21 protein-coding genes are annotated in these 24,203 nt (G+C 65.4%); 15 read left to right on the top strand and 6 right to left on the bottom strand.

Going from position 1 to position 24,203, the window contains the following annotated elements; genetic code table 11:
• The first annotated feature begins 13 nt into the window (after positions 1-13).
• The 8 genes from gatC to ACU0AG_RS07365 all read left to right on the top strand — a co-directional run bounded on the left by gatC (position 14) and on the right by ACU0AG_RS07365 (position 6,804).
• Positions 14-316 (top strand): Asp-tRNA(Asn)/Glu-tRNA(Gln) amidotransferase subunit GatC, encoded by a 303-nt coding sequence (gatC, locus tag ACU0AG_RS07400; RefSeq protein ID WP_482781616.1) that lies wholly within the window; start codon positions 14-16, stop codon positions 314-316.
• A gap of 127 nt (positions 317-443) precedes the next feature.
• Complete coding sequence (gatA, locus tag ACU0AG_RS07395; protein WP_482781615.1) at positions 444-1,925, top strand: Asp-tRNA(Asn)/Glu-tRNA(Gln) amidotransferase subunit GatA; 1,482 nt, start codon at positions 444-446, stop codon at positions 1,923-1,925.
• 10 nt (positions 1,926-1,935) lie between these two features.
• Positions 1,936-2,883: a class I SAM-dependent methyltransferase gene (locus ACU0AG_RS07390; RefSeq protein ID WP_482781614.1), complete on the top strand. Its 948-nt coding sequence runs from the start codon at positions 1,936-1,938 to the stop codon at positions 2,881-2,883.
• The gene (locus ACU0AG_RS07385; protein ID WP_482781613.1) at positions 2,883-3,083 is read left to right on the top strand and encodes a hypothetical protein; all 201 of its coding nucleotides are present in this window, start codon (positions 2,883-2,885) and stop codon (positions 3,081-3,083) included. Before ACU0AG_RS07390 ends, ACU0AG_RS07385 begins: the two co-directional genes overlap by 1 nt.
• Positions 3,080-4,576, top strand: coding sequence for an Asp-tRNA(Asn)/Glu-tRNA(Gln) amidotransferase subunit GatB (gatB, locus tag ACU0AG_RS07380; protein WP_482781612.1), 1,497 nt, complete (start codon positions 3,080-3,082; stop codon positions 4,574-4,576). The genes ACU0AG_RS07385 and gatB overlap by 4 nt, the downstream gene beginning before the upstream one ends.
• A gap of 118 nt (positions 4,577-4,694) precedes the next feature.
• Complete coding sequence (locus tag ACU0AG_RS07375) at positions 4,695-5,162, top strand: tRNA (cytidine(34)-2'-O)-methyltransferase (protein WP_482781611.1); 468 nt, start codon at positions 4,695-4,697, stop codon at positions 5,160-5,162.
• 59 nt (positions 5,163-5,221) lie between these two features.
• A complete protein-coding gene (locus ACU0AG_RS07370) occupies positions 5,222-5,818 on the top strand; it encodes a hypothetical protein (protein WP_482781610.1) in 597 nt (198 codons plus the stop codon).
• On the top strand, positions 5,815-6,804 hold the full coding sequence (locus tag ACU0AG_RS07365) for a hypothetical protein (RefSeq protein ID WP_482781609.1): 990 nt from the start codon (positions 5,815-5,817) through the stop codon (positions 6,802-6,804). Before ACU0AG_RS07370 ends, ACU0AG_RS07365 begins: the two co-directional genes overlap by 4 nt.
• Here ACU0AG_RS07365 and ACU0AG_RS07360 read toward each other — a convergent pair.
• From ACU0AG_RS07360 to ACU0AG_RS07350, 3 genes are read right to left on the bottom strand one after another with little or no spacing between them, the layout of a single operon-like run.
• Positions 6,782-8,272 (bottom strand): TolC family protein, encoded by a 1,491-nt coding sequence (locus ACU0AG_RS07360; protein WP_482781608.1) that lies wholly within the window; start codon positions 8,270-8,272, stop codon positions 6,782-6,784. The genes ACU0AG_RS07365 and ACU0AG_RS07360 overlap by 23 nt on opposite strands.
• Before the next feature lie 2 nt (positions 8,273-8,274).
• Positions 8,275-9,306, bottom strand: a complete 1,032-nt coding sequence (locus ACU0AG_RS07355) for an HlyD family secretion protein (RefSeq protein WP_482781607.1) — start codon at positions 9,304-9,306, stop codon at positions 8,275-8,277.
• A 2-nt stretch (positions 9,307-9,308) separates the two neighbouring features.
• Positions 9,309-11,036, bottom strand: a complete 1,728-nt coding sequence (locus ACU0AG_RS07350; protein WP_482781606.1) for an ABC transporter transmembrane domain-containing protein — start codon at positions 11,034-11,036, stop codon at positions 9,309-9,311.
• Between the two features lie 339 nt (positions 11,037-11,375).
• On the opposite strand from ACU0AG_RS07350, the gene ACU0AG_RS07345 reads away from it, so the two are divergent.
• From ACU0AG_RS07345 to ACU0AG_RS07325, 5 genes are read left to right on the top strand one after another with little or no spacing between them, the layout of a single operon-like run.
• Positions 11,376-12,476: an FAD-dependent oxidoreductase gene (locus ACU0AG_RS07345; protein ID WP_482781605.1), complete on the top strand. Its 1,101-nt coding sequence runs from the start codon at positions 11,376-11,378 to the stop codon at positions 12,474-12,476.
• Between the two features lie 42 nt (positions 12,477-12,518).
• Positions 12,519-14,660 (top strand): FAD-dependent oxidoreductase, encoded by a 2,142-nt coding sequence (locus ACU0AG_RS07340; protein WP_482781604.1) that lies wholly within the window; start codon positions 12,519-12,521, stop codon positions 14,658-14,660.
• Between the two features lie 15 nt (positions 14,661-14,675).
• A complete protein-coding gene (locus ACU0AG_RS07335; RefSeq protein WP_482781603.1) occupies positions 14,676-15,098 on the top strand; it encodes a hypothetical protein in 423 nt (140 codons plus the stop codon).
• A 25-nt stretch (positions 15,099-15,123) separates the two neighbouring features.
• Positions 15,124-16,401 carry a NupC/NupG family nucleoside CNT transporter gene (locus ACU0AG_RS07330; protein WP_482781602.1) on the top strand — a complete coding sequence of 426 codons (1,278 nt, stop codon included), beginning with the start codon at positions 15,124-15,126 and terminating at the stop codon, positions 16,399-16,401.
• A 3-nt stretch (positions 16,402-16,404) separates the two neighbouring features.
• Entirely contained in the window at positions 16,405-17,010 is a 606-nt protein-coding gene (locus ACU0AG_RS07325) for a CDP-alcohol phosphatidyltransferase family protein (RefSeq protein WP_482781601.1), read from the top strand.
• 4 nt (positions 17,011-17,014) lie between these two features.
• Here the strand turns inward: ACU0AG_RS07325 and ACU0AG_RS07320 are convergent, their stop codons facing one another.
• A complete protein-coding gene (locus ACU0AG_RS07320) occupies positions 17,015-17,827 on the bottom strand; it encodes a DUF1499 domain-containing protein (RefSeq protein WP_482781600.1) in 813 nt (270 codons plus the stop codon).
• Positions 17,828-18,031: 204 nt separating this feature from the next.
• On the opposite strand from ACU0AG_RS07320, the gene ACU0AG_RS07315 reads away from it, so the two are divergent.
• Positions 18,032-18,532: a c-type cytochrome gene (locus ACU0AG_RS07315; RefSeq protein WP_482781599.1), complete on the top strand. Its 501-nt coding sequence runs from the start codon at positions 18,032-18,034 to the stop codon at positions 18,530-18,532.
• A 72-nt stretch (positions 18,533-18,604) separates the two neighbouring features.
• On the opposite strand, the gene ACU0AG_RS07310 is transcribed toward ACU0AG_RS07315, so the two are convergent.
• Complete coding sequence (locus ACU0AG_RS07310; protein WP_482781598.1) at positions 18,605-20,134, bottom strand: tryptophan halogenase family protein; 1,530 nt, start codon at positions 20,132-20,134, stop codon at positions 18,605-18,607.
• A gap of 22 nt (positions 20,135-20,156) precedes the next feature.
• Positions 20,157-20,891, bottom strand: coding sequence for a DUF6445 family protein (locus tag ACU0AG_RS07305; protein ID WP_482781597.1), 735 nt, complete (start codon positions 20,889-20,891; stop codon positions 20,157-20,159).
• 379 nt (positions 20,892-21,270) lie between these two features.
• Here ACU0AG_RS07305 and ACU0AG_RS07300 point away from each other — a divergent pair, with 379 nt between their 5' ends.
• On the top strand, positions 21,271-24,057 hold the full coding sequence (locus tag ACU0AG_RS07300) for a TonB-dependent receptor (protein ID WP_482781596.1): 2,787 nt from the start codon (positions 21,271-21,273) through the stop codon (positions 24,055-24,057).
• Positions 24,058-24,203: the final 146 nt, after the last annotated feature.

Raw genomic sequence — 24,203 nt, 5'->3', positions numbered from 1 at the left:
GGGCGGACGGCTCATGTCGGTGGACAAGGCAACCGTCGCCAAGATCGCCAGCCTCGCGCGCATCCGCATGGATGATGCCGCGCTCGAACGCATGGTGCCCGAGTTGAACGGCATCCTGCAATGGGTCGAACAGCTGGGCGAAGTCGATGTGACCGGGATCGAGCCGATGGCGGCGGTGATCCCCAACACCCTGCGCCTGCGCGACGATGTGATCGATGCCGATCCGCTGACCGGCGGCGGCAAGCAGGCCGATGTGCTCGCCAATGCCCCTGCGGCAGAACACGGCTTCTTCGGCGTGCCCAAGGTGATCGAGTGAATTTGCGCTTTGCCCGCCTGTTCCCCTCCCGCTCGCGGGAGGGGCCAGGGGTGGGCACGAACAACAAAACCTCCGTCTGCGGTCAGGCCCACCCCCGGCCCCTCCCGCAGGCGGGAGGGGAGACAATATGACTGACCTGACCTCTCTCGGCGTGAAAGACATCCGCGATGGCGTGGCGAAGGGTGACTTCACCGCGCGTGAAGTGGCCGAGGCCTTCAATGCCGCCGTGGCCGAAGCCGCTGCGCTCAACGCCTTCATCGTCACCACCCCCGACCACGCGCTCGCCGCCGCCGACAAGGTGGACGCGGCCCGTGCTGCGGGCGAGGCGCTGGGCAAGATGGCGGGTGTGCCGATCGGCATGAAGGACCTGTTCGCCACCCACGGCGTGCAGACCACCGCCGCGAGCCACATCCTCGAAGGCTTCGAACCGCGCTACGAAAGCACCGTCAGCCAGAAACTGTGGGACGCGGGCGCAGGGATGCTGGGCAAGCTCAACCTTGACCAGTTCGCGATGGGATCGTCGAACGAGACGAGCTATTTCGGCAATGTCACCTCGCCGTGGAAGAAGGCGGGCAGCAACGCCGCGATGAGCCCCGGCGGTTCCTCGGGCGGTTCGTCCGCCGCTGTCGCCGCGCGCATCGCCCCGGCGGCGACCGGCACCGACACCGGCGGTTCGATCCGTCAGCCCGCCGCCTTCACCGGCATCTGCGGGATCAAGCCGACTTATGGCCGCTGCTCGCGCTGGGGCATTGTCGCCTTTGCCTCCAGCCTCGATCAGGCCGGTCCCATGGCGCGCTCGGTGGAAGATTGCGCGATCATGCTGGGCGCGATGGCGGGGTTCGACCCCAAGGATTCGACCTCGCTCCAGATGGACGTGCCCGACTGGGAAGCGGCCCTCAATTCCGACCTGCGCGGCAAGAAGGTCGGCATTCCGCGCGAATACCGGATGGAGGGCACCGATCAGGCGATCCTCGATTCGTGGGAGCAGGGCAAGGCTTGGCTGAAGGATGCGGGTGCGGAAATCGTCGACGTCTCGCTGCCGCACACCAAATACGCGCTGCCTGCCTATTACATCGTCGCGCCTGCCGAGGCATCGTCCAACCTCGCCCGCTATGACGGGGTGCGCTACGGTCTGCGCGATCTGCCCGACAATGTCGGCCTTCAGGACATGTACGCCGCCACCCGCGCCGCCGGGTTCGGTGACGAGGTCAAGCGCCGCATCCTGATCGGCACCTATGTGCTCTCGGCAGGCTTCTACGACGCCTACTACACGCAGGCGCAGAAGGTGCGCGCACTGGTCGCCCGCGATTTCGAGCGCGCCTTTGCCGAGTGCGACGTGATCCTCGCCCCGACCACGCCGACGGCGAGCTTCCCGCTCGGTTCGATGAACGAAGACCCGCTGACCATGTATCTCAACGACGTCTTCGCCGTTCCTGCGAGCCTTGCAGGCCTTCCGGCGATGAGCGTGCCTGCGACGATCAACGCCGATGGCCTGCCGCTGGGTCTGCAAATCGTCGGCCGTCCGTTCGACGAGCAGGGCGTGCTCAACGCCGGCCTCGCGATCCAGCAGCGCGCCGGGTTCACCGCCAAGCCGGAGAAGTGGTGGTAAGGATGGCCGTGTGGCCGCGCCTATGCTGAGGCGGCTGGCCGATGCGGTGGCGGCTCTGGTCGTCACGCTCGGCGCGCCGCTGTTCCGGGCGGTGGGCAACTGGCCGGCGGGCTATCCGCGCTATCTGAAGCAGGCCGACAAGGCCGGGGTGCAGTGGCGCTCCACGCATTACTATCACCCCACCTACCGCGATGCCGATCTGCCTGCCGATGTGACGCAGCCCCGCGATCTGCCGGGGATCGACCTGCGCGCGGCGGCGCAACTCGATCTGGTCGCATCCTTCGCTTGTCAGGATGAACTCGCGCAGCTGACCACCCCTGCGCCGGGTGAGCGGGCGTTCCGTTATGATGCGGGCGGATACGGCTCCGGCGATGCCGATGCGCTCTATGCCATGCTCCGCCACCTGAAACCGGCGCGCATGATCGAGGTGGGTTCGGGCCAGTCAACGCTGGTGGCGGCGCGTGCGCTCGCCCGCAATGCCGCCGAAGGCCGCCCTTGCGAACACATTTGCATCGAGCCTTACGAAAAGCCGTGGCTTGAGGCCACCGGCGTCGAGGTGATCCGCCAGAGGGTGGAGGCCCTGCCGCCCGGCACGTTCGACCGGTTGCAGGCGGGCGATGTGCTGTTCATCGATTCCAGCCACGTGATCCGCCCCTTCGGCGATGTGCTGACGCTGTATCAGGCGGTGATCCCGCGCCTCGCCAGCGGGGTGATCATCCACGCGCATGACATTTTCACGCCCTTCGATTACCCCGAAAAATGGCTGCGCGGCGACCGGCGGCTGTGGAACGAGCAATATCTGCTCGAAGCCATGATTGCCCATTCGCCGCGTTACCGCGTGCTGCTGGCGATGAACTGGCTGGCGCAGTATCATGATCCGCTGCTGGCCCGTGTCTTCCCCTCGCGGCAGGTGGAGGATTACTGGAGCAACAGCGCGTTCTGGTTCGAGGTGGTTTGATGCTGTTTGCCGTGATTTTCCTCATCGCCTTCATTGTGATCGCCGCTTTCGCGTTCTATCTGTCGCGCACGATCGAACACGGCGAAGCGCGGTTTGATGCGAGCGGCAGAGTGATCTCCGATCGCAAGCCACCGCAAGACCAGACCATCCGCCCCGCACGGCGGATCGACAACACGGACAAGACAGAAGGCGAGCAATGAGCAACTACCGCATTCAGGGTGCCACGGGTGAATGGGAGGTCGTGATCGGCCTTGAAGTCCATGCGCAGGTGACCTCGAACTCCAAGCTGTTCAGCGGCGCCGCCACGGCTTTCGGTGCCGAGCCCAATGCGCAGGTCAGCCTTGTCGATGCCGCGATGCCGGGAATGCTGCCCGTGCCCAATCGCGAATGCATCCGTCAGGCGGTGCGCACCGGCATGGCGATCGAGGCGCAGATCAATGCGTGGTCGCGGTTCGACCGCAAGAACTACTTCTACGCCGACCTGCCGCAGGGCTACCAGATCAGCCAGCTTTATCATCCGCTTGTGGGCGAAGGCTCACTGCTGATCGAGGCGGACGAGAAGGCGGGCATCCCCGAGGACAAGGTCATCGGGATCGAGCGCATTCACGTCGAGCAGGACGCGGGCAAGCTGATGCACGATCAGCACCCGACCATGTCCTACGTCGACCTCAACCGCTCGGGCGTGGCGCTGATGGAGATCGTCTCCAAGCCCGATATGCGTTCGCCTGCCGAAGCAGGGGCTTACCTGAGGAAGCTGCGGGCGATCCTGCGCTATGTCGGCTCGTGCGATGGCAACATGGAAGAAGGCTCGATGCGCGCCGACGTGAACGTCAGCGTGCGCAAGGTCGGCGAGCCGTTTGGCACCCGCACCGAGACCAAGAACGTCAACTCCGTGCGCTTCGTCATGCAGGCGATCGAGCATGAGGCGATGCGGCAGGTCGATGTGCTGGAAGCGGGCGGCACGGTGGTGCAGGAAACCCGCCTGTTCGACCCCGGCACCGGCACCACGCGCACCATGCGCAGCAAGGAAGACGCGCACGACTACCGCTACTTCCCCGATCCTGACCTTTTGCCGCTGGTGCTGGAGGAGGATTTCCTCGCCGAATGCCGCGCGTCCTTGCCCGAACTGCCCGATGCCAAGCGCAAGCGCTATGTCGAGGTGCTCGGCCTCACCCCCTACAACGCCCGCGAGCTGACCGCCGAGGTCGAAACCTTCGCGCGCTTCGAGACCCTGCTGGCGGAAACCGCCAAGGTCACCGGCAAGGGCGAAGCCGCAGTCGCCACGCAGGTCGCCAACTGGTCACTCTCGGTCGCGCCGGGGGTGATCAAGGCGCTGGGCGATGAAGCAGACCCCGCCAACGCCACGGCGGCCGCGCAGGCAAGCATCCTCGCCATGGCCGACAAGGGCGAGATCAGCGGCGGGCAGGCCAAGGAGATCTTCGAGATCGTCCTCAAGACCGGTCGCGATCCTGCTGAAATCGCGGAAGCCGAGGGGCTGAAGCAGGTCTCCGACACCGGCGCCATCGAAGCCGCCGTGGACGCGATCATCGCCGCCAACGCCGACAAGGTCGAACAATACCGCGCCGGCAAGGAAGCGCTGTTCGGCTTCTTCGTCGGCCAGACGATGAAGGCGATGCAGGGCAAGGCCAATCCGGCGGTGGTCAACCAGCTGCTCAAGGGCAAGCTGGGCTGATTGCGCGTTCCCACCCCCGACCCCTCCCGCAAGCGGGAGGGGAGAAGCGGTGCATCGGGTTCCCCTCCCGCTTGCGGGAGGGGTTAGGGGTGGGCCTGTGCCGCCGGGGTCACCGCTCGTGACTACCCCCAAACTCTCCATCGTCCTGATCCAGCCCGAAATCCCCGGCAACACCGGCGCGGTGGGGCGCACCTGTGTGGCGCTGGATATGGAGCTGATCCTGATCCACCCGTTGGGCTTCGAGATCAGCGACAAGCGGGTGAAACGCTCCGGCCTCGATTACTGGCCCCACGTGCACCTCACCGAATATGCCAGCTGGGACGCCTTCCTCGCCGTCCGCGCGCCCCGGCCTGACCAGCTGTTCCTGTTCGAGGAATTCGGCAGCCGCAGCTTCTACGAGCCGGACTACCCCGATGACGCCTTCCTGGTCTTCGGGCAGGAGACAAAGGGCATCCCCCAAGCGATCATCGCGCGCCATGATGACCGCCTGTTCCACCTGCCGATGCGGTCTGGCGTGATCCGCTCGCTGAACCTCGCCAACACGGTATCGGCGGCGGCCTATCAGGCGCTCCGGGGGAAGATATAGGCTTGCAGACGGCCTTTCGCTCTGTCACTTCACGCGCAGGGGGAAAGGGGCGCATATCCATGAAATTGCTGCACACCGCTATGCTTGCCGTGTTGGCAAGCCTGCCTGCCGCGGTGCAGGCGCAGGCGATCAAGACCGAACCACCGATGAAGACCTTCACCGCCGCCGAAGTGGAAGCGGTGGCGATGCCGTCGCTGGCCTATACGCCGGACCCGACCATCGCGGCGGATTTCGACAAGTATTTCTTCTTCCACCGGCCCGACACCGATTTTGCCCACGCCTATGCCGACATCACCGAATGCGATTCGCTGGCGAGCGGGATCAATTTCTACATGGGTGCCAATGATGCCGCGATCGCATCGGCCATGTCGCAATATGGCGCGCTGGCCGGCGGGATCGGCGGGGCGCTGGGCGGGCTGATGGCCGATGCCATCTTCGGCAGCGCCGAACGCCGCCGGATCAAGCGTATCAATCTGCGCAACTGCATGTTCTACAAGGGCTATGACCGCTATGGCCTGAAAAAGGACCTGTGGCAGGAATTCCATTTCGAGGAAGGGCTGAGCCGCGAAAACGCCAAGGATCGCGAAGCCGCGCTGCTGAAGCAGGCGCGTGTCGCATCCGGTCCCAAGCCCGCTCTGGAGGTGCTCGAACCATGAAGCGCATCATCACTCTGATCGCGGGCGCGCTGGCGCTGGCCGCGACCCCTGCCGCTGCCGAGAAGATCAAGCCCGACGTTGCCGATTACAAGCAGATCGAGCTGAAGAACATTACTTCGGGCAAGGCCAAGATCGATCCGGCCAAGGCCTATATCTACGTCAACAGCCCGCGCAACCGCACCAACGGCATCTTCCTCAAGACCCCGTCGCCCGAAGAAATCGCCAATTACGAGGCGAAGTGGCGCGAGGAGCTGGAGGATGCGAAGAAGGATTATCCCGGCAAGCTCAAGCGCTATGACATCGCGGTGAAATCCGGCCGTCCGCCCAAGGAAAAGCCCGAAGAGCCGACCGAGGAAAACTTCGCGATCACGCCGATCGATTACCGCATGATCGTGCCCTTCGGCCCGCAATTCGTGTTCGACAAGGTCGATGGCGAGAACAAGAGCTTCAGCTATCTGATCGAGGTGGAGCCGGGCGAATACACCTGGTTCGGCCCGGTGCTCTATCTGCCCGGCACGCCGGTGCTGGGGCAGTGCTATTGCATGGGTTCGGTGAAGTTCGAAGCCAAGGCGGGGCAGATCACCTCGCTCGGCGATTTCCTCAGCCTCGACTGGGCGGATCGCAAGGCGCTGGAGCAATCGACCTTCGAGCGCACCATGCTGCCCGACCGCCCTGCGCGCGACACCGACTGGAGCGTGCCGGCATCGCTGGCGCAATATCCCAGCGCCAAGGCCGAATTGCGGGCGGCGGGCAAGCGCAACAACTTCCTGCGGGCGCTGGTAGGCCGGATTCCGCCGGTGCCGGGGGTGCTGGCCTATGAGCGCGATGTGCCGGTCGATCTGATCGGGCTGGCCGAGGCGAGGGCGAAGGCCAAAGCCGAGGCGGCGGCCAAGGCAGCGGCCGAGGCGGCTGCGGCGGAGGCTGCCGCGGCTGCGGAAGCCCAAGCTGCGGCGGCTGCTGCCCCTAGCGAAGCCCCAGCGCAGTAAGGTTCATCGTCGCCGCGTTGTAGCTGGCTTCGGCCAGACGCGCACTCAGATCGGCGCGGATTGCGCTGATCTGGGCGTTGGCGGCGGCTTCCTCGCGCACGTTGACCAGGAAGAAATCGCCCGCCCCCAGCCGGAACCGCGTGCGTTCGGCCTGCACCATCTGCTGCGCCTGCTTGACCTCGGCATCGGCCAGTTCCCCCAGCTTCAGCGCGGCGCTGAGATTGGCGAGGATATTGCTGACCTCGGTGGTGATCTGGTCGGCGATGCGGCGCTGGCGCAGTTCGGTTTCGCGCAGTTCAGCCTCGGCGCGCTGCAACCGCCCGCGGGCCTCGCGGCGCTGGAGCGGCACGGTGAAGGTCACGCCCACCACCGTATCGGTCGAATCGAAGCCCGGCCCGCCCGGCCCGATCTGCCCGAAATCACGCGACAGCTCGACCGAGGCCGTGAGCGAGGGTTGCAGATCGTTCTGGCGCAGCGCCACGCGGTTGTTCGCCCGTTCGAGCGCCAGTTTGAAGGTCTGGAGTTCGGGGCGGTTGCGGATCACTTCGCTGGTCGGCAGTGCGGCCAGCTTTTCCGCCGGGGGGATCGCCCGGAACTGCGCCATATCGGGCAGCATCTCGCGGGTGGGGACGATCATCTGCCCGTCCGAGCCGCGCAGATAGAACCCGAGGCTGTTCGACGCCGTGGCGAAATTGCGCTTGGCCTCTTCCAGCAAGGACCGGCGGCGCAGCAGGTTCTGTTCGTTTTCCGTAAGCGCGATGCGCGCGCGGGCGCCTTCGCGCACTTCGCGGGTGAGACCGATCTGGCGCGCCTCGGCGATTTCGAGCAGTTCCTCGAACACGCGGATTTCCTCGCCCGCGCCGACCCAGCGCCAATAGGCGCGCAGCGCTTCGTGCTGAACGTTGAGCTGCACCAGCAGCACATCGAGCTGCGCCTGCGTGGCGGCAAGGCGCGTGTCCTCGATCGCGAAGCGGCGGCTGTCGATGTCGCGGTTGCGCAGCAGCGAAAACAGCGCGCCGACTTTGATCTCGCCCAGCGCATTGGTGTAATTGATGTTCTCGTAGGTCGGGAAGGTGCCGTCCGACACGCGGTAGCTGCCGAACACTTCCGCGCCATAGGGGCGCAGCGGCTGGCGCGCTTCACCCTTGGCAAAGCCACCCGAATAGAAGCCGGTGAGGCGGTCGTAATATTCGCCCTTCAGCATCAGATCGAACGCGCCGTCGGCGGCGAGCTGGTCTGACCGGGCGGCGGCTTCGCGCTCGAAGGCTTCGAGGATCGCGGGGAAGGTGAGGGCGGAGGAGCGCAGCACCTCGTCGGGCAGCAGCGGGCCGGTGGTCAGCGCCACATCGAGCGGCTCGCCCACCGCGGCGATATCCTGCGCGGCAGCGGGCGCCGGCGCAGCCAGCGCCAGCAGCGCCGCCCCGCCGAGCAGCGCGCCCAGCTTCGTCAAGGCCAGCCTGCGCTTCATCGTCACTTGGCCTGCCCGGCGCCTTCCGCGGGCGGAAGCACAGGCGGGAAGTTGTTGAGCTGACGCCAGATTTCGTAGCCGACCGGCACTGTCTCCAGCAGCACCCAGGCCTGCACCGCCGCGCCGAAGCGGACGTAGCGTTCCTCCGGCCAGCTGTAGCCATCAAGCTTTTCCTCGGCGATCAGCACGCGGAACCGGCCATCGACCTGCGCCGACTGGTCGACCGCGATCACCCGCCCGCCGAAGGTGCCGACCGCGACCGAGGGCCAGCCGGAAAACTGCACCGCGGGCCACCCTTCGAACTGGATGCGCGCGCGGTCACCCTTCTTCACCAGCGCGACATCGCGCCCGTCGATGAAGATTTCGATCACGCGCTGGGCATTGTCGGGCACGAAGGTCGCCAGCACGTCGCCCGCGTTGATGTAGGTGGCGGCATCGCCTGCGTTGAGGCTCTGGATGAAGCCGTCACGCGGGGCGCGCACGATCTGCACCGACTGGCGCGAGATGTTCACATCGGCGCGGTTGAGATCGGCTTGCATCGCGGCCACCCGCGCCTGCATGTCGGCGACCTTGATCTGCGCCAGTTCGAAATCGCGCCTTGCCGCCAGCCCCGCCTCGAACAGCTCGCGGCTGCGGCGTTCGTCGATCTGCGCGGTGGCGAGCGCGGATTGCGCGGCCTTGAGTTGCAGTTCGATCTGGCCGCGTTCGGCGCGCAGACGGTCGAGCAGGTTGGGATCGATATCGGCGATGCGGACGATCGGATCGCCCTTCTTCACCGAGCTGCCGTCGCGCACGTACCATTCCTCGATCCGGCCCGGCACCAGCGCGTTGATATCCTGCTTGCGTTCGTTGGGGCTGAGCGTGGTTACCACCCCGCGGCCCGAGGTGGTCTGCACCCACGGCACATAGATCAGGAAGGCAACCGCGATGACGATCGCCACCAGCAGCATGACGAACACCGCGCGCATCACCCGCGGGGTCTTGATCGAGGCCAGCGTGGTGAAGTGGGCCATGTCCTGCTTGAGCATGTCCATGGTCAGCCCTCCGCCTGCCCGTTGGCGCCGGCATTCGCCGCCGCGCAGAATTCGTCGAAATTGTCGAAATAGGTCTGCCGGTTCGCTTCGAGATAGAGGAACCGGTCGAAGCCCAGATCGATGCGGCGGTTGGAGAAACAGATCACGGTCGAATAGGCCTGTTCGCGCAGTTCGCTGATGGCGCGTTGCAGCGGTTCGGGGTCAAGCAGGTCGAACAGGCGCGACAGCACCAGAATGCGCGGCCTTTCGAGCAGCGCGTTGGCGAGTTTCAGCTGCTGCAATTCGACCGAGGACAGCGGAAAGCCGGTCGATGCGATCGGCGTGTCCAGCCCCTTGTCGAAGGTGGCGATGGTATCGGCGAGCCCCACGGTTTCCAGCGCGGCGACCATCCGTTTGGGCGCGGTGTCCTTGCACGACAGGGCGAGATATTCGCGGATCGTCATTTCGACAAAGGTTGGCCGGTCGAGCACGTGGACGTTCTTGCGCAGGTGGTGCGCCTCGATGTCCTTCACGTCGATCCCGCCGAGCGTGGCATAGCCGCCCTGCGGCAGGACGTGCATCTTCAGCAGGTTGTTGAACAACCGCTGCACCCCGTGATGGCTGGCGGCGGCCATGATGATCGATCCGCTCGGGATTTCGAGATCGAACTGCGCCTCTTCATGCCGGGCATGGCCGCGCACGGCCTTCATGACGATGGTGTGGTCCGGCCCTTCGAAGGGGTCGGCGCCCTTGGGCTGTTCCTGTTCGACATCGTAGAAATGCGAGATTTCCTCGACCGCGGCGAACAGGTCGTAGAAGTAGCCGAGATAGCTGCCCAGCTGCGCCACGCCGAAGAACGCCGCCGACAGCACCAGTTCGGCCGCGACCAGCTGGCCGAGCGTAAGCTGGTTCTGGATCACCAGCCACCCGCCCAGCCCCAGCAGCGCTGCGCTGGCGGCGGCATACATCAGCAGGAAGGCGATGGTCTGCGAGAACAGGTGGCGGAAGTGCCGCTTGCGTTCGACGATGTAGCGTCCGGTGAACTCGTCGGTCTTGTCGAGCGCGTAGTCGATGCGGCGCTGCGACTTGAAGAAGCCGTTGGAGCCGCCGATCAGTTCAAGCCATCCGGCGGTCTGGTGCTTGGCATGGGACAGGTCGATCCCGGTGCGCAGCGCACGGCCGCCCCAGATCAGCCACACCACCCAGATCAGCGCGATCATCACCAGCGTGAAGCCGAGGAAATAGGGGTGGTAGAGGCTCACCAGCACAAACCCCACGGCAATCTGCAACAGGGTGGTGAACCCGCCGATGAACAGGATCGGGATCGCGGTCTGGACATAGACCACATCGAAATAGCGGTTGAACAGCGGGCTTTTCTTGAAGTCGCCGAAGAAGGGGTTCTGCGCATAGACCGAAATCAGCGAGATTTCGGCCACCATGCGGGCGTAGAACCGCCGCGCGAACAGCTCCATCAGGTGGACGCGCAGGGCATAGAGCAGGCTGGAGATGGTCAGCAGCCCGAACAGCGTCAGCGACAGCATCACCAGCGGCGCGGTGAGCGCGGTGTTGGCGATGGTGTTGATCAGCATCTGCACCGAAATCGGCGTGGCAAGGCTCAACAGGCTGATGCCGATGCCATAGACCGCGGCGAGCCAGTAGAAATTCGCTTCGGGCTTCAGGATCTCGAAGAAAATCCTGAAGAATTTGGCGAGCGAGATTTCCGCGCCGTTATTCTGGCCTTCACCTGCCATGGCAGCCTTTCATATCGAAACCTGTGTTCACGCAATCGCACCGCAGGTGCCGGCCCCTCGGAAACCGGGATATATCCGCCTTGCGCCCGCATGTCGCCCGGCGCGTTAAGCCGGATTGCATGAAGCGCAATGCCTTGCTGCTGCAAGTGGTCAATCGCCCAGCGCGCCTGCGGTTCCTGCGCGGCGCGACATGTGCAATTTCTTGAATATACAAACCTATGAGAAGCTATTGCGAAGCATTGTCGTCTGGGCAGTCCGATAGCGTTCATTCCTTGCTCTTGGCTGAACCGCGGGCAATGAAGCGCAGGATTATCGGATACAGCGGGGGAGTTTGCGCAGGTGGAGGCACAAAGGCTGCTGCTGATCGGTGGAGGGCACGCCCATGTGGCGGTGCTGGCCGACTGGATCGCGCGCGGTCGGCCTGCGGGCGCGCAGGCGGTGCTGCTGACGCCGGAGCCGGAATTGCGCTATTCCGGCATGGTGCCCGGCTGGATCGCGGGACAGCACACGAGCGCGGCGGGGCTGGTCGATCTGGCCGCGCTGGCGCGGCGGGCGGGGGCGGAGCTGGTGCTCGATCGCTGCGCCGCGATTAAGCCGGACGCCCGCAGGGTGACCACAGCGGGCGGCCAGACCATCGCCTTCGACCTTGCATCGATCGACACCGGCGGGGAGGGGCGGGCGCGGGCCGTGCTGGGCGATGATCCGCGCTTGATCGACGTGCGCCCGATCGGCGCCTTTGTCCGCCGGCTGGAGGCTCTGCCCGCGCTGCCCCGCGTGGTGGTGGCAGGCGGCGGCGCGGGCGGGGTAGAACTTGCCTTTGCGCTGCGCAATCGTGAAGGCGCGCCTGCCAATGTCACGCTGGTGACGGGCGAGAGGGGCGTGCTGCCCGGCTTTGCCCCGGCAGTGCAGCGCAGGGTCGCCGCTGCGCTGGCGCGGCAGAATATCGCGGTGATCCATGGCAGGGCGCGGATCGAGGGCGGGGCGATCATGGCGGGGGATGCCACGCTCGAACCTGCCGATGCGATCATCGCCGCGCTGGGCAGTGCGGCACCGGCATGGGCGCGGGATAGCGGGCTGGCGGTGGACGATGCGGGGTTCATCCGTGTCACCGCGCAGCAGCAATCGCCCTCGCACCCGCACATCTTTGCCGCAGGCGATGTCGCGGCCCGGATCGACCGCCCGCTCGCCCGGTCGGGTGTCCACGCGGTCTTCGCCGGACCGGTGATCGCCGCCAACCTGCGCGCCGTGCTGGCGGGCGAGCCTCCCCAAGCCGCCTACCATCCACGCCGCCACAGCCTTTACCTGATCAACACCGGCGACGGATCGGCGATTGCCAGCTATGGCCCGTGGTCTGCCCAAGGGGCATGGGTGCTGCGCTGGAAGCACCGCATCGACCGGCGCTGGATCGCCAAATACGCCGCGCTTGCCAATCCGGCGTAACCTTGTGCAGGTTTCGCACGAACACCGGCCCAAGGAGTTCCCGTGAAGAAAATCATCATCCTCGCCGCGTTGGCCGCGCTGGCGGCTGCCTATTTCGCCTTCGATCTTGGCCAGTATCTCACGCTGGAGGGGATCAAGGCGCTCGCCGCCGAAACGGCCGCCTTCCAGCGCGAAAATCCTGTGGCGGTGATCGCAGCCTTCTTCATCGCCTATGTGCTGGTGACGGCAGCATCCTTTCCGGGCGCGGCGATCCTGACGCTGGCGGCGGGCGCGCTGTTCGGGGTGGTAGGCGGCACGATCATCGTCTCCTTCGCCTCCACCATGGGCGCGACGCTGGCCTTCTGGTCATCGCGCTATGTGCTGCGCGACACGATGGAGGCGCGTTTCGGCGAGCGGCTGAAGGCGATCAACGCGGGGCTGGAACGCGACGGGGCGTTTTATCTGTTTTCGCTGCGGATGATCCCGGTCTTCCCGTTCTTCGTCGTCAATCTGGTGATGGGCCTCACCCGCATCCGCACTTTCACCTATGCCTGGGTCAGCCAGATCGGCATGCTGCTGGGCACCATCGTCTATGTGAACGCCGGCACGCAGCTGGCGCGGATCGACAGCCTTTCGGGCATCGCCTCGCCCGCGGTGCTGGGCAGCTTTGTCGCGCTCGGCATTGTGCCGTGGCTGGCCAAGGGCATCATCGGCGTGCTGAAGCGGCGCAAGGTCTATGCCGGGTTCACGCGGCCCAAAAAGTTTGACCGCAACATGGTGGTGATCGGCGCAGGATCGGCAGGGCTGGTGTCCTCGCTGATCGCGGCGACGGTGAAGGCCAAGGTCACGCTGGTCGAAGCGCATGAAATGGGCGGCGATTGCCTCAACACCGGCTGCGTGCCCAGCAAGGCGATCATCAAGAGCGCCAAGGTCGCGCACCAGATGCGCCATGCCGACAAGTATGGCCTCACGCCCGCCGAACCCGACGTGCCGTTCAGGGCGGTGATCGCCCGCGTGATGGACACGATCAAGACCATCGAACCCCATGACAGCGTGGAGCGTTACGAAGGCCTCGGCGTCGATGTGGTCAAGGGTTACGCCAAAATCATCGATCCGTGGACGGTCGAGATCGCGCGGAATGACGGTGGCACGCAGCGCCTGACCACCCGCAGCATCATCATCGCCAGCGGCGCCGAGCCGGTGGTGCCGCCGATCCCCGGCATCGAGAGCAGCGGTTACCTCACCAGCGAGACCATGTGGCAGGCCTTCGCGCAGATGGACGCCGCCCCTGCGCGCACCGTGGTCCTTGGCGGCGGGCCGATCGGGTGCGAGCTTTCGCAGGCGCTTGCACGGCTCGGCTCGAATGTGACGCAGGTCGAGATGGCGGACGCGCTTCTGGGGCGCGAGGACGCCGATGTCTCGGCGCTCGCCAAGGCGGTGCTGGAGGCAGACGGCGTGACCGTGCTCACCGGCCACAAGGCGGTGCGGATCGAAGGCAGGGTGCTGATCGCCGAGCATGATGGTGCGGAATTCGAAGTGCCCTTCGATGCGCTGATCGTGGCGGTGGGGCGCAAGGCGCGGCTGACCGGCTTTGGCCTCGAAGATATCGGCGTGGACACCGCCCGCACGGTCGTCACCGATGAATTTCTGGCGACCAAGTTCCCCAATATCTTCGCGGCGGGCGATGTTGCTGGCCCCTACCAGTTCACCCACACCGCCAGCCATCAGGCATGGTATGCCAGCGTCAACGCGCTGTTCGGGAGCCTGAAAAAGTTCAAGGCCGATTACCGCGTGATCCCCGCCGTGACCTTCCTCGATCCCGAAGTCGCGCGGGTCGGCATCAACGAACGCGAGGCCGCGCAGCAGGGCATCGCGGTGGAGGTGACGCGCTATGATCTCGACGATCTCGACCGGGCGATTGCCGAAAGCGAGACGAAGGGCTTCGTCAAGGTGCTGACCCCGGCGGGCGGCAAGGACACGGTGCTCGGCGTCACGATTGTCGGCGCGCACGCGGGCGAATTGCTGGCCGAGTATGTGCTGGCGATGAAGCACGGGATCGGCCTCAACAAGATCCTCGGCACGATCCACGCCTATCCGACGATGGTGGAGGCGAACAAGTTTGCCGCGGGCAACTGGAAGAAGGCGCACAAGCCCGAAGGCCTGCTGAAGTGGGTCGAACGCTATCACGCGTGGATGCGCGGCTGAACGGGAGAGATTGCCATGCTTGCACAGGTTTCACTGCTGATCATGCGGATCGGCACCGGCATGCTGCTGGTGCTGTGGGGGCTGGTGCGGCTGCTGAAGGACGGGATGGGGCCGAACCTCGCCAACAAGTATTATGGCGGCGTGGGCAATGACGGGACGTTGCAACTGGCCTTTGCGGGGTTCGAGGTGGCGCTGGGCGCGCTGGTGGTGCTGGGGCTGTTCCGCAAGGTCACTCTGCCCTTGTCGGCGGTGATTCTGGTGGGCGGGGCGATCCCGATCTGGCGGCACTTCCTCGATCCGTTCGGGATGTATCTGCACAAGGACGCGAACCTGCTGTTCTTCCCCTCGCTGACTGTCGCGGGCGCTGCGCTGGCGCTGATAGCCCTGCGCGAAATGGACAGGCTGGCGCTTGACCGCGTGATCGGCAAGAAGCGCTGATCGCAGCCGGAGAAGGGGGCATCACTTGGAACTGTTTGACCAGCTGCGCGGGGTGATCGGCCTTGCGGTGCTGATCGGCCTCGCATGGGCGATCAGCGAGAACCGCAAGGGCCACCCCGGTTGGCGCTGGATCCTCGGCGCGCTGGCCCTTCAGGGGGTGCTCGCCGTGCTGATCGTGCGGGTGCCGCTGGTGTGGGACGCGGTGGGGCTGGCGAACAGCGCGGTCAGCGCGGTGGAGGCCGCGACGCTGAAAGGATCGGCCTACATGTTCGGCTACCTTGGCGGGGGCGATCTGCCCTTTGCGCTGAAAGAGGGCGCGCAGCCGCCGCTGGTGATCGCGTTCCAGATTTTGCCGCTGGTGATCGTGTTCTCGGCGCTCTCCGCGCTGCTGTGGCACTGGGGCGTGCTGCGCTGGATTGTCGGCGGTCTCGGCTTCCTGCTGCGCCGCAGCCTTGGCGTGTCGGGCGTGGTCGGCCTGTCAGGCGGCGCGAGCATCTTCCTCGGCGTGGTCGAAGCCCCGCTGGTGACCCGCGCCTATTTCGACCGGATGAGCCGCACCGAGCTGTTTCAGGTGATGACCCTGACCATGGCGACGATCAGCGGCGCGATCCTGATCCTCTATGCCACCACGCTGAAGAACACCGTGCCCGATGCGGTGGGGCACATGATCTCCGCCTCGCTGATCTCGCTCCCCGCCGCGCTGCTGGTGGCGCGGCTGATGGTGCCGGGCAGCGGCGAGAACGCGAAAACCGCTGTGGAGCAGGGCGAACCCGGCCTCAGATATGAATCGAGCATCGATGCGATCATCCGCGGGACGATGGACGGGATGCAGCTGTTCCTCGCGGTGATCGCGGTGATCATCACCGTGTTCGCGCTGGTGGCGCTGGTGGACGGGATGCTGGCCGCGCTGCCCTTCATCGAAGGCGAGCCGCTGACGCTGAAGCGCCTGATGGGCTGGTGCCTTGCGCCGTTCATGTGGCTGCTGGGCGTGCCATGGGGCGAGGCGCAGGCGGCGGGCGGATTGATGGGCACCAAGGCGGTGCTCAACGAATATGTCGCCTATCTCGAACTCGCCGCGCTGCCCGCCGGCACGCTGGGGCCGCGCAGCCTGCTGATCGTCACCTATGCGCTGTGCGGGGTGGCGAACCTTGCCAGCGTCGGCCTGCTGGTTTCGACCATCGGCACCCTGTGCCCCGAACGCCGTGCGGAGGCGGCCGGGCTGGGGATGAAAAGCTGGATCGCGGGCAATCTGGCGAGCGCGATGACGGGGGCGTGGATCGGGCTGGTGAGCTGGAGTGCCTAGGCAATGCTTGATGCCAAACTGCGCCCGCTGATCGATCCGCCGCTGGGCCGCATGGGGGCATTTCTTGCGGGGCTGGGCGTGACTGCCAATGCACTGACCTTCACCGGCCTCGCGCTCGGCCTTGGCGGGGCGGCGGCGATTGCGCTGGGGCAGATCGGCTGGGGGCTGGCGCTGATCATCGGCAACCGCCTGCTCGACGGGCTGGATGGCGCGGTGGCGCGGGTGCGCGGGCCATCCGATCTCGGCGGCTATTTTGACATCGTCGCCGATTTCGCCTTTTACGTCAGCATCCCGCTCGCCTTCGGCATCCTTGCGCCCGCCTACACGATGCCCGCGCTGGTGCTGGTGGCGAGTTTTGTGCTGACCGGCGTGAGCTTCCTCGCCTTTGCCGTCATCGCGGCCAAGCGCGGCGCCACCACCGAGGCGCACGGGCGCAAGAGCTTCTTCTACTCCACCGGCCTTGCCGAGGGGGCGGAGACCATCGCGGTGTTCATCGCCATGTGCCTGTTCCCGGCATGGTTCGCATGGCTTGCCTATGGCTACGCGACGCTCTGCGCGCTCACCGTGTTTCAGCGCAGCGCGGTGGCCGTGCGCGACTTTACCGATTGATTGTTCAGCGACTGGCCGCGCCCAGCAGGGTTTCGGTGCGGCTGCGCAGTTCGATGATGCGCGCCGTGTTCGCGCCCAGATCGCTGCGACCCACCCGGCTGACCGAACGGAAGTCGATCTGCGCATCGCCGACGCGGGCGACCACATCATCCTTGAACCCGAACCAGAAGGTTTCCGCCACCGCCTCGACCGTGCCGGTCGCGGCATCGGAGCGAATGTCCTCTAGCCCCATTGCCGCCATCGCCGCTGCGACTGCGGCCATGCCTTCGGTCTTGCTCGCACCGCCCAGCGGCAGCGGGGCAGGGCGGTCGCTGCGCGCGGTGATGATCTGCGCGTGGCTCTTCACCGCAAGTTCGGGCGCGACCTCCTTGTAGATTTCCAGCTGGCCCAGCGGCACCTGGTAATCGCTCAAGGGGTTGGCGCCTTCGGCCTCGCGCTCGGCCAGGGTTGCGGCGGAGAAGGCGGGCGGGTTGGCGGTATCGGTGGCAATGTCGTGGATCGGATTTTCGCTGCCCTTGGCTCCTGCGGCAAGGAACATCACAAAGGTCGCCGCCGGCACCAGCAGGCCGACAATCGCCACGCCGACCAGCGCGTTGCTGCGCGGTTTGGCGCGCGCCGCGATCACCAGCGAAACCAGCGCGGCGAGCGCGACGATGCCCAGCAGGATCACCCCGCCGCCCATCGTCAGCGCGAGCAGGCCGGTCTGCCAGCCCCATATCCCGGCCTTGGTGCCAAGCGCGGCGATGGCGAAATAGGCCGGCAGGAAAGCCAGCAGGGCGAGCACGGTCTTGGTGTGCCAGGGCAGGTTCTTGATCATGCCGCCTGTTTAACGCGCCGCCGCCGGAAGGCAATCTTTGCGAAAAAGCCGGGAAACCGCCGCGCCCTTCGTGCGTTGGAGGACTACGGCATTCCGGGGAGAGGGGTGTGACGCTGCGTCAAGTCCCGCTTTCCATGCCTGAGAATCTCGGTTATGCCCGCGCCGGGATGCGGGAGGAACACGTTGTTCAGAGGACAAAACGACATGAAGCGTAATTTCCTGATGGGGGCCGCAATCGCGAGCCTCGTTACTCTTTCGGCTTGCGGTGGCAAGGAAGCGGAAGCTCCGGCTGAAGCGCCCGCCGAAACCGCGGCTCCGGCCGAAGCTCCGGCTGCCGAAGCGGCTCCGGCTGCCGATGCCGCCGCTGCTGGCGCGACCATGGAATATGCCAGCATGACCACCGATGCCGCCGCCGGCGAAAAGGTGTTCGCGCTGTGCCGTTCGTGCCACGTGCTCGAAGACGGCGTGAACCGCGTCGGTCCGTCGCTCTACAAGGTTGTCGGCCGCGCCTCGGGCACGGTTGCCGGCTTTGCCTATTCGGACGCCAACAAGAACAGCGGCGTGACCTGGACCACCGACGTGCTGTTCAAGTACCTCGAAGATCCCAAGGCATTCATGCCGGGCACCAAGATGGCCTTCCCGGGCATCAAGAACGCGCAGGACCGTGCGAACCTGGTGGCCTATCTCGAAAGCCAGTCGAAGTAAGGTTTCGTCCGGAGCAATCCGGAACGAACAAAACGGGCGGCGTGGGTTACCACGCCGCCCTTTTTTGTGCGCTCAGACAGCGCCCTCCAGCGCCTCGGCGGCGCAGTGCTGGCGCAGGTAATCCTCGTGGGTCGGCAGGCCCGCCACGGCGCGGCTCACCAGCGTGCGCAGGTTGGCAAGGAATTCGGCGAGCTGCGCGGGCGCCAGTTGATCGGCCATGGGATCGTGGGTGGCAGGCATGATCCCCTGTCCCAGCATCACCTGCACCCAGCTTGCCTCCTTGAACAGATCATCGATATCGCGCCCCACGCGGCCCGATGCGGCGAACAGTTCCAGCTTGTGCGTCAGGCTGTCGGGCACTGCCATGTGCTTGCAATAACGCCAGAACTCGGTGTCCTCGCGATCGGTGCGGTGGTAGTGCAGGATCAGGAAATCGCGGATCTGCTCGAACTCGGCAGCGCAGCGGCGGTTGTATTCGGCGCGCTCGGCACGGGCCTCGGCGGTCTGCGGGAACAGCTGGATCAACCGGCTGACATGCGACTGGATCAGGTGGATCGAGGTCGATTCGAGCGGCTCCAGAAACCCGCTCGACAGGCCGATCGCGGCGACATTATGCGCCCAGAACGCCTGCCTGCGCCCGGTGGTGAAGCGGATCGGGCGCGGATCGCCCAGCGCCTGCGTGTCCAGCCCTGCCAGCAGCGTATCGGCGGCGGCATCGTCGCTGATGAAGCCGCTCGAATAGACGTGGCCGTTGCCGGTGCGGTGTTGCAACGGGATGCGCCACTGCCAGCCCGCGCTTTTGGCGGTGGCGCGGGTGTAGGGGACGATGGTGGGCAGTTTCTCGGACGGAACGGCCAGCGCGCGGTCGCACGGCAGCCAGCGCGACCAGTCGTCATAACCCACCCCCAGCTCGCCCCCCAGCAACAGCGATCGGAAACCGGTGCAGTCGATGAAGAAATCGCCCTCGACCCGCTGGCCGCCTGCCAGGGTGATCGCGGTCAGATCGCCGCTCTCCCCGTCGCGTGCGACGCTTTCGACAATCCCCTCGGTGCGGGTGACGCCGCGGGCTTCGGCATAGTCGCGCAGATAGAGCGCATAGCGGCTGGCGTCGAAGTGATAGGCATAGGCGAGGCCCGTCATCGCGGTGTTGCCGACGCGGTCGAGCTTGCCGAACCGCGCCTGATCCGCTGCCAGCTGGTGCAGCGAATAGTCCCACAGGCCCCGCGCATCCGCCCCCGCCGCATCGCCCAGACTGCGGCGCCAGTGGTGGTGGAAGGCGACATTGCCGAGGTTCATCCCCGTGTCGCCGAACGTGTGCAGATAGCGCGAGCCGAGCCTGCCCCAGTCGACAAACTCGATCCCCAGCTTGAAGGTGCCCGAGGTGCGGCGCAGAAAATCGTGCTCGTCGAGGCCGAGGATCGCGTTGAGGCGGATGATCTGCGGGATCGTCGCCTCGCCCACGCCCACGGTGCCGATCGCCTCGCTTTCGACCAGTTGGATGCTCAGCCGCTCGCCCAGCAGGCGGGCAAAGGCGGCCGCGGTGATCCACCCCGCGGTGCCGCCGCCCACGATCACCAGCTTGCGCACTCTGCCGTCTGCCATCGTCCTGCCTCGTTCCTCGCGCCTATTCTGCCGCCGGGCGGAAGAAGGCGTTGATTGTCAGCCGCCCGCTGCGCGGATCGGCGCTCAGGGGGGCCATGTTGTCGATCACCCCGCTGTGGAGGATATTGCCGCGATAGAACACCGCGCTGTTGAAATCGCCGGGCACGGCATGGGTGCGCTCGAAATGCGGCGCGCCGTCGGTCGGATAGGCGGCGGGCGGCAGGCCGGTGCGCGCGACATCGGCGTGCAGCGCTTCGGCATAGCGCGGGTAGTCCTCTGCTCCCAAAGCCTCCAGCCCGGTCGAACGGTGGCGGAAGAACGCCGTGCCGCCGTGCCCTGTGCGGTGCAGGTAGAGCATCATCGCGATCTGCGCCGGATCGGTGCCATCGACATGCGGCAGGCGCTGGATCGGGGCGAGCGCGGCGGGCGGGGTGGTGACCAGCGAATACCACGCCTGCATCTCCCACCCCCGCGGCGCTGCGCCGAACCATGCATCGAGATGCGGCGCCAGCTGCGCCAGCCAGTGCGCCGAGGCCGCTGCGGGCAGCGCGGCGCGCACCCCCGGATATTGCGGCGTGATTTTTGCAAAATCTTGCAAAAACGCTTGCGAGATCACGGCATCCGGCGTCGCCAGCAGGCCATCGACTGTCACAAGCCGATGATTATGCGCTGAAAATGCTCCGACTCTGGCCCGATCGAGCGAAAGCGCCCAGCCTTGCGGCACATCTTGCAGCTGCGCAGAGGGGGTGATCGCCATGCCGGGGAGCCTATCAAATCCCCGCAAGGCGGCCAAGGCCGATGAATAAGAAACGGAAAAACATATAAAAACTGGCAATTCCTTCGGCGAATAGCGGGCCGGAGAAGCCATCACGCGCACCGGAGCGCGAAGGTTTGCAGGGCGCGTGCAAAAAACTGTGACTCTTGCGCAACAATTTCCGCCGGAAGCGACCGGATTCCCGCCGCGAGGCCCGACAAAATCGACTGGAACATACTGATAATGAATAATTTGTCTGAATTTTCCCGCTCGCCTTCCGCCAGTGCAGATTGCCCGTTTACCTGCGGTTCATGTTCCGCTATGAAAAAAACTGCAAAAGCGCACGATTGATGTCGCTTGCGGGAGGGGACTTCTGATGAAAATGAACGGGATCAATGCGAGCGCGCGTCTGCTGTGCGGGGCCGCGACTCTGGCTCTGGCTATCACGGCCGCGCCGGTTCTGGCGCAGGACGCCGAAGATCAGGCCAGCGTCGAGGGTGAAGTGGAAGGCGATGCCATCCTCGTCACCGGTATCCGCGGGTCGATCCAGTCCTCGCTCGATGCCAAGCGCAACGCCACCTCGATCGTCGAAGTGATCGCCGCCGAAGACCTCGGCCTGCTGCCCGACCAGTCGATTGCCGACACCCTTGCCCGCCTGCCGGGTGTGACCGCCCAGCGCGTGCGCGGCCGTTCGCAGCAGGTGTCGATCCGCGGCCTCGGCCCCGATTTCAGCCTCGCGCTGCTCAATGGCCGCGAAGTCGTGTCGGCGGGCAACAACCGCGGCATCGAATTCGACCAGTTCCCGTCCGAACTGATCGGCTCGGGCGTCGTCTACAAGACCGGCGATGCGCAGCTGGCCGCCATCGGCATCGCCGGTGCGGTGGACCTGCGCACGGTCAAGCCGCTCGAAACCGGCAAGCGCCAGCTGACCGTTTCGGGCACCTACACCATCAACGACAACGGCTCGCTCAACCCCGATTTCGCCGATGACGGTTACCGCTTCTTCGGCAGCTACATCGACCAGAACGCCGATGGCACCGTGGGCTGGTCGCTGGGCGTTACCGTCCAGTCGATCCCGACCCAGTTCATCAGCCGCGAGCTGAAGACCAACCAGTTCCAGATCGGCCGCACCGCGCAGGGCGTGATCTACCCCGCCGACAACCCGCGTCAGGGCGTGGTCAGCCGCAATTTCGAGCGCACCTCGATCGCCGGCGCGCTCCAGTTCGAGCCGAGCGACAACTTCTCGCTCTCGTTCGACACCTTCTACACCGATACCAGCGACAGCGGCATTTTCCGCGGCACCGAAACCCCGATCGCTTCGTGGAGCGGTGCGCAATTCGTCAGTGCCGCCGGCAGCGGTCCGTTCGCCGACAGCGCGACCTATTCGGCGGTGGTGCCGATCCTGCGCACCGATACCGAAGGGGCTGAATCCGAAATCTTCGCCATCGGCGCCAATGCCGAATGGAAGGCGACCGACAACCTCGGCTTCGTGTTCGATTATGGCTATTCGACCCTCGACCGGGACGACATCGACTATGAATCCTACGCCGGCACCGGCCGCGGTCGTTCGGGGGCGCAGGATCGCCTGACCTTCACCTTCCCCGAAAACGGCCAGTACACCATCGACAGCCTGCTCGATTACACCGATCCCGCCAATGTCTTGCTGACCGATCCGGGCGGCTGGGGCCAGGTCGGCTTCATCAAGCAGCCGCGCATCAATGATGAACTGCACCAGCTGCGCGCCGAGACCTATTGGGAATTCGACGGCGGGTTCATCGACAAGATCACGCTGGGCTGGCTGCACACCGACCGCGAAAAGAGCTTCGATTCCAACGAAAGCTTCCTGCGTCCCACCGCCGCTTTCGGCAACGGCCTGCGCGTGCCGACCAGCGCGATCGTCGGCAGCACCAACACCGGCAGCCTCGGCAACAACATCCTTGCCTATGATCCCTCGTCCTTCCTGACCGATGGCACCTATCTGGTCGAAAAGGCGACGTTCGACACCCAGTGGGTGGTGAGCGAGGAGATCCACAACTTCTACATCCAGGCCGATATCAACGGCGATCTGGGTTCGGTGCCGGTGCGCGGCAATATCGGCCTGCGTTATGCCGATACCAGCCAGAGCTCGACCGGCACGATCACCGGCGGGGCACCCAACGTGGTCGATTATTCCTTCGACAACTGGCTGCCGAGCATGAACCTCGCCTTCGAGATCATGCCCGATACCTTCATCCGTCTGGCTGCCGCCAAGACCGTGACCCGTGCGCGGCTTGACCAGATGGCGGCCAACCAGAACCTCGGCTTCAACAACCGGCTCTGCATCGACACCAATGGCGACCAGATCCCCGATGCCCTGAACCCGACCGCGCCGCCGAACTCGTTCAGCCTGCCCAACAACCCCTGCTTCACGCTGGGCGGGGGCAACCCGCGGCTTGAGCCCTATGAATCGACCTCGTTCGATATCTCGTTCGAAAAGTACTTCTCGCCGGGCACCGCGATCATCGTCGCCGGTTTCCACAAGCGTCTGTCGAACTGGGTGGTTGACCAGACCACTGTGGTCGATCTCAGCCGCGAAATCGCGCTGGCACGTTGGGGTGGAATCCTCGCCACCAACCCGCAGTTCGTCAATGGCACCTACGGCGGGCCGACCAACTTTGCCGATGGCGAGATCACTGGCGTGGAAGGCACGGTGCGCGTCAACTTCGGCGACTTCAGCGATGCGCTGGACGGGTTCGGCGGCTTTGCCAGCGTGACCTACGCCGATGCCGAAATCGAAAGCCCCGGCACCAACGCGATCCCGATCCCTGGCTATTCGGATGTCACCTGGTCGGGCGATATCTTCTACGAAAAGTACGGCTTCCGCGCCAAGCTCGCCGCCCGTTACCGCGCCGGGTTCCTGTCGGAAGTGCAGAACTTCGACGGCTCGCTCTCGGGTGCCAATGCCCAGCCGGAAACGATCCTCGATGCGCAGATCGGCTACACCTTCGAGAAGGCCGGCGGCGTTCTTAATGGCGTGCAGGTGCTGGCGGAAGTGTTCAACCTGACCAACGAGCCCTTCGTGACGCAGAACGATCTGTTCAACGCGGGCGGCCAACAGGTCGGCACCTTCCCGAGCCGCCACGAAATCTACGGACGCACCTTCAACTTCACGATCCGCAAGAACTTCTGAGGATCGCGGGCCCTCGGGTCGCGATGAGGGTTTCAGGAAAGGGCTCGCCAGCAATGGCGGGCCCTTTTTGTTTGGTGCGTGATGTTGGAATAACGGGACGGTTTTCGAGCAGGCTTTTCCCGCGTCCAGACCCCGTCTAGGTCGCG

The organism is Erythrobacter sp. RANMB8 (assembly GCF_056848235.1).
The sequence above is the reverse complement of the archived record's forward strand: the minus strand, read 5'-3'. Positions and strand labels throughout refer to the sequence as shown.

Coding starts and splice junctions, on each gene's coding strand:
- gatC (WP_482781616.1), top strand. CDS start 14: ATGTCGGTGGACAAGGCAACCGTCGCCAAGATCGCCAGCCTCGCGCGC.
- gatA (WP_482781615.1), top strand. CDS start 444: ATGACTGACCTGACCTCTCTCGGCGTGAAAGACATCCGCGATGGCGTG.
- ACU0AG_RS07385 (WP_482781613.1), top strand. CDS start 2,883: ATGCTGTTTGCCGTGATTTTCCTCATCGCCTTCATTGTGATCGCCGCT.
- gatB (WP_482781612.1), top strand. CDS start 3,080: ATGAGCAACTACCGCATTCAGGGTGCCACGGGTGAATGGGAGGTCGTG.
- ACU0AG_RS07370 (WP_482781610.1), top strand. CDS start 5,222: ATGAAATTGCTGCACACCGCTATGCTTGCCGTGTTGGCAAGCCTGCCT.
- ACU0AG_RS07365 (WP_482781609.1), top strand. CDS start 5,815: ATGAAGCGCATCATCACTCTGATCGCGGGCGCGCTGGCGCTGGCCGCG.
- ACU0AG_RS07360 (WP_482781608.1), bottom strand. CDS start 8,272: ATGAAGCGCAGGCTGGCCTTGACGAAGCTGGGCGCGCTGCTCGGCGGG.
- ACU0AG_RS07355 (WP_482781607.1), bottom strand. CDS start 9,306: ATGGACATGCTCAAGCAGGACATGGCCCACTTCACCACGCTGGCCTCG.
- ACU0AG_RS07350 (WP_482781606.1), bottom strand. CDS start 11,036: ATGGCAGGTGAAGGCCAGAATAACGGCGCGGAAATCTCGCTCGCCAAA.
- ACU0AG_RS07335 (WP_482781603.1), top strand. CDS start 14,676: ATGCTTGCACAGGTTTCACTGCTGATCATGCGGATCGGCACCGGCATG.
- ACU0AG_RS07325 (WP_482781601.1), top strand. CDS start 16,405: ATGCTTGATGCCAAACTGCGCCCGCTGATCGATCCGCCGCTGGGCCGC.
- ACU0AG_RS07320 (WP_482781600.1), bottom strand. CDS start 17,827: ATGATCAAGAACCTGCCCTGGCACACCAAGACCGTGCTCGCCCTGCTG.
- ACU0AG_RS07315 (WP_482781599.1), top strand. CDS start 18,032: ATGAAGCGTAATTTCCTGATGGGGGCCGCAATCGCGAGCCTCGTTACT.
- ACU0AG_RS07310 (WP_482781598.1), bottom strand. CDS start 20,134: ATGGCAGACGGCAGAGTGCGCAAGCTGGTGATCGTGGGCGGCGGCACC.
- ACU0AG_RS07305 (WP_482781597.1), bottom strand. CDS start 20,891: ATGGCGATCACCCCCTCTGCGCAGCTGCAAGATGTGCCGCAAGGCTGG.
- ACU0AG_RS07300 (WP_482781596.1), top strand. CDS start 21,271: ATGAACGGGATCAATGCGAGCGCGCGTCTGCTGTGCGGGGCCGCGACT.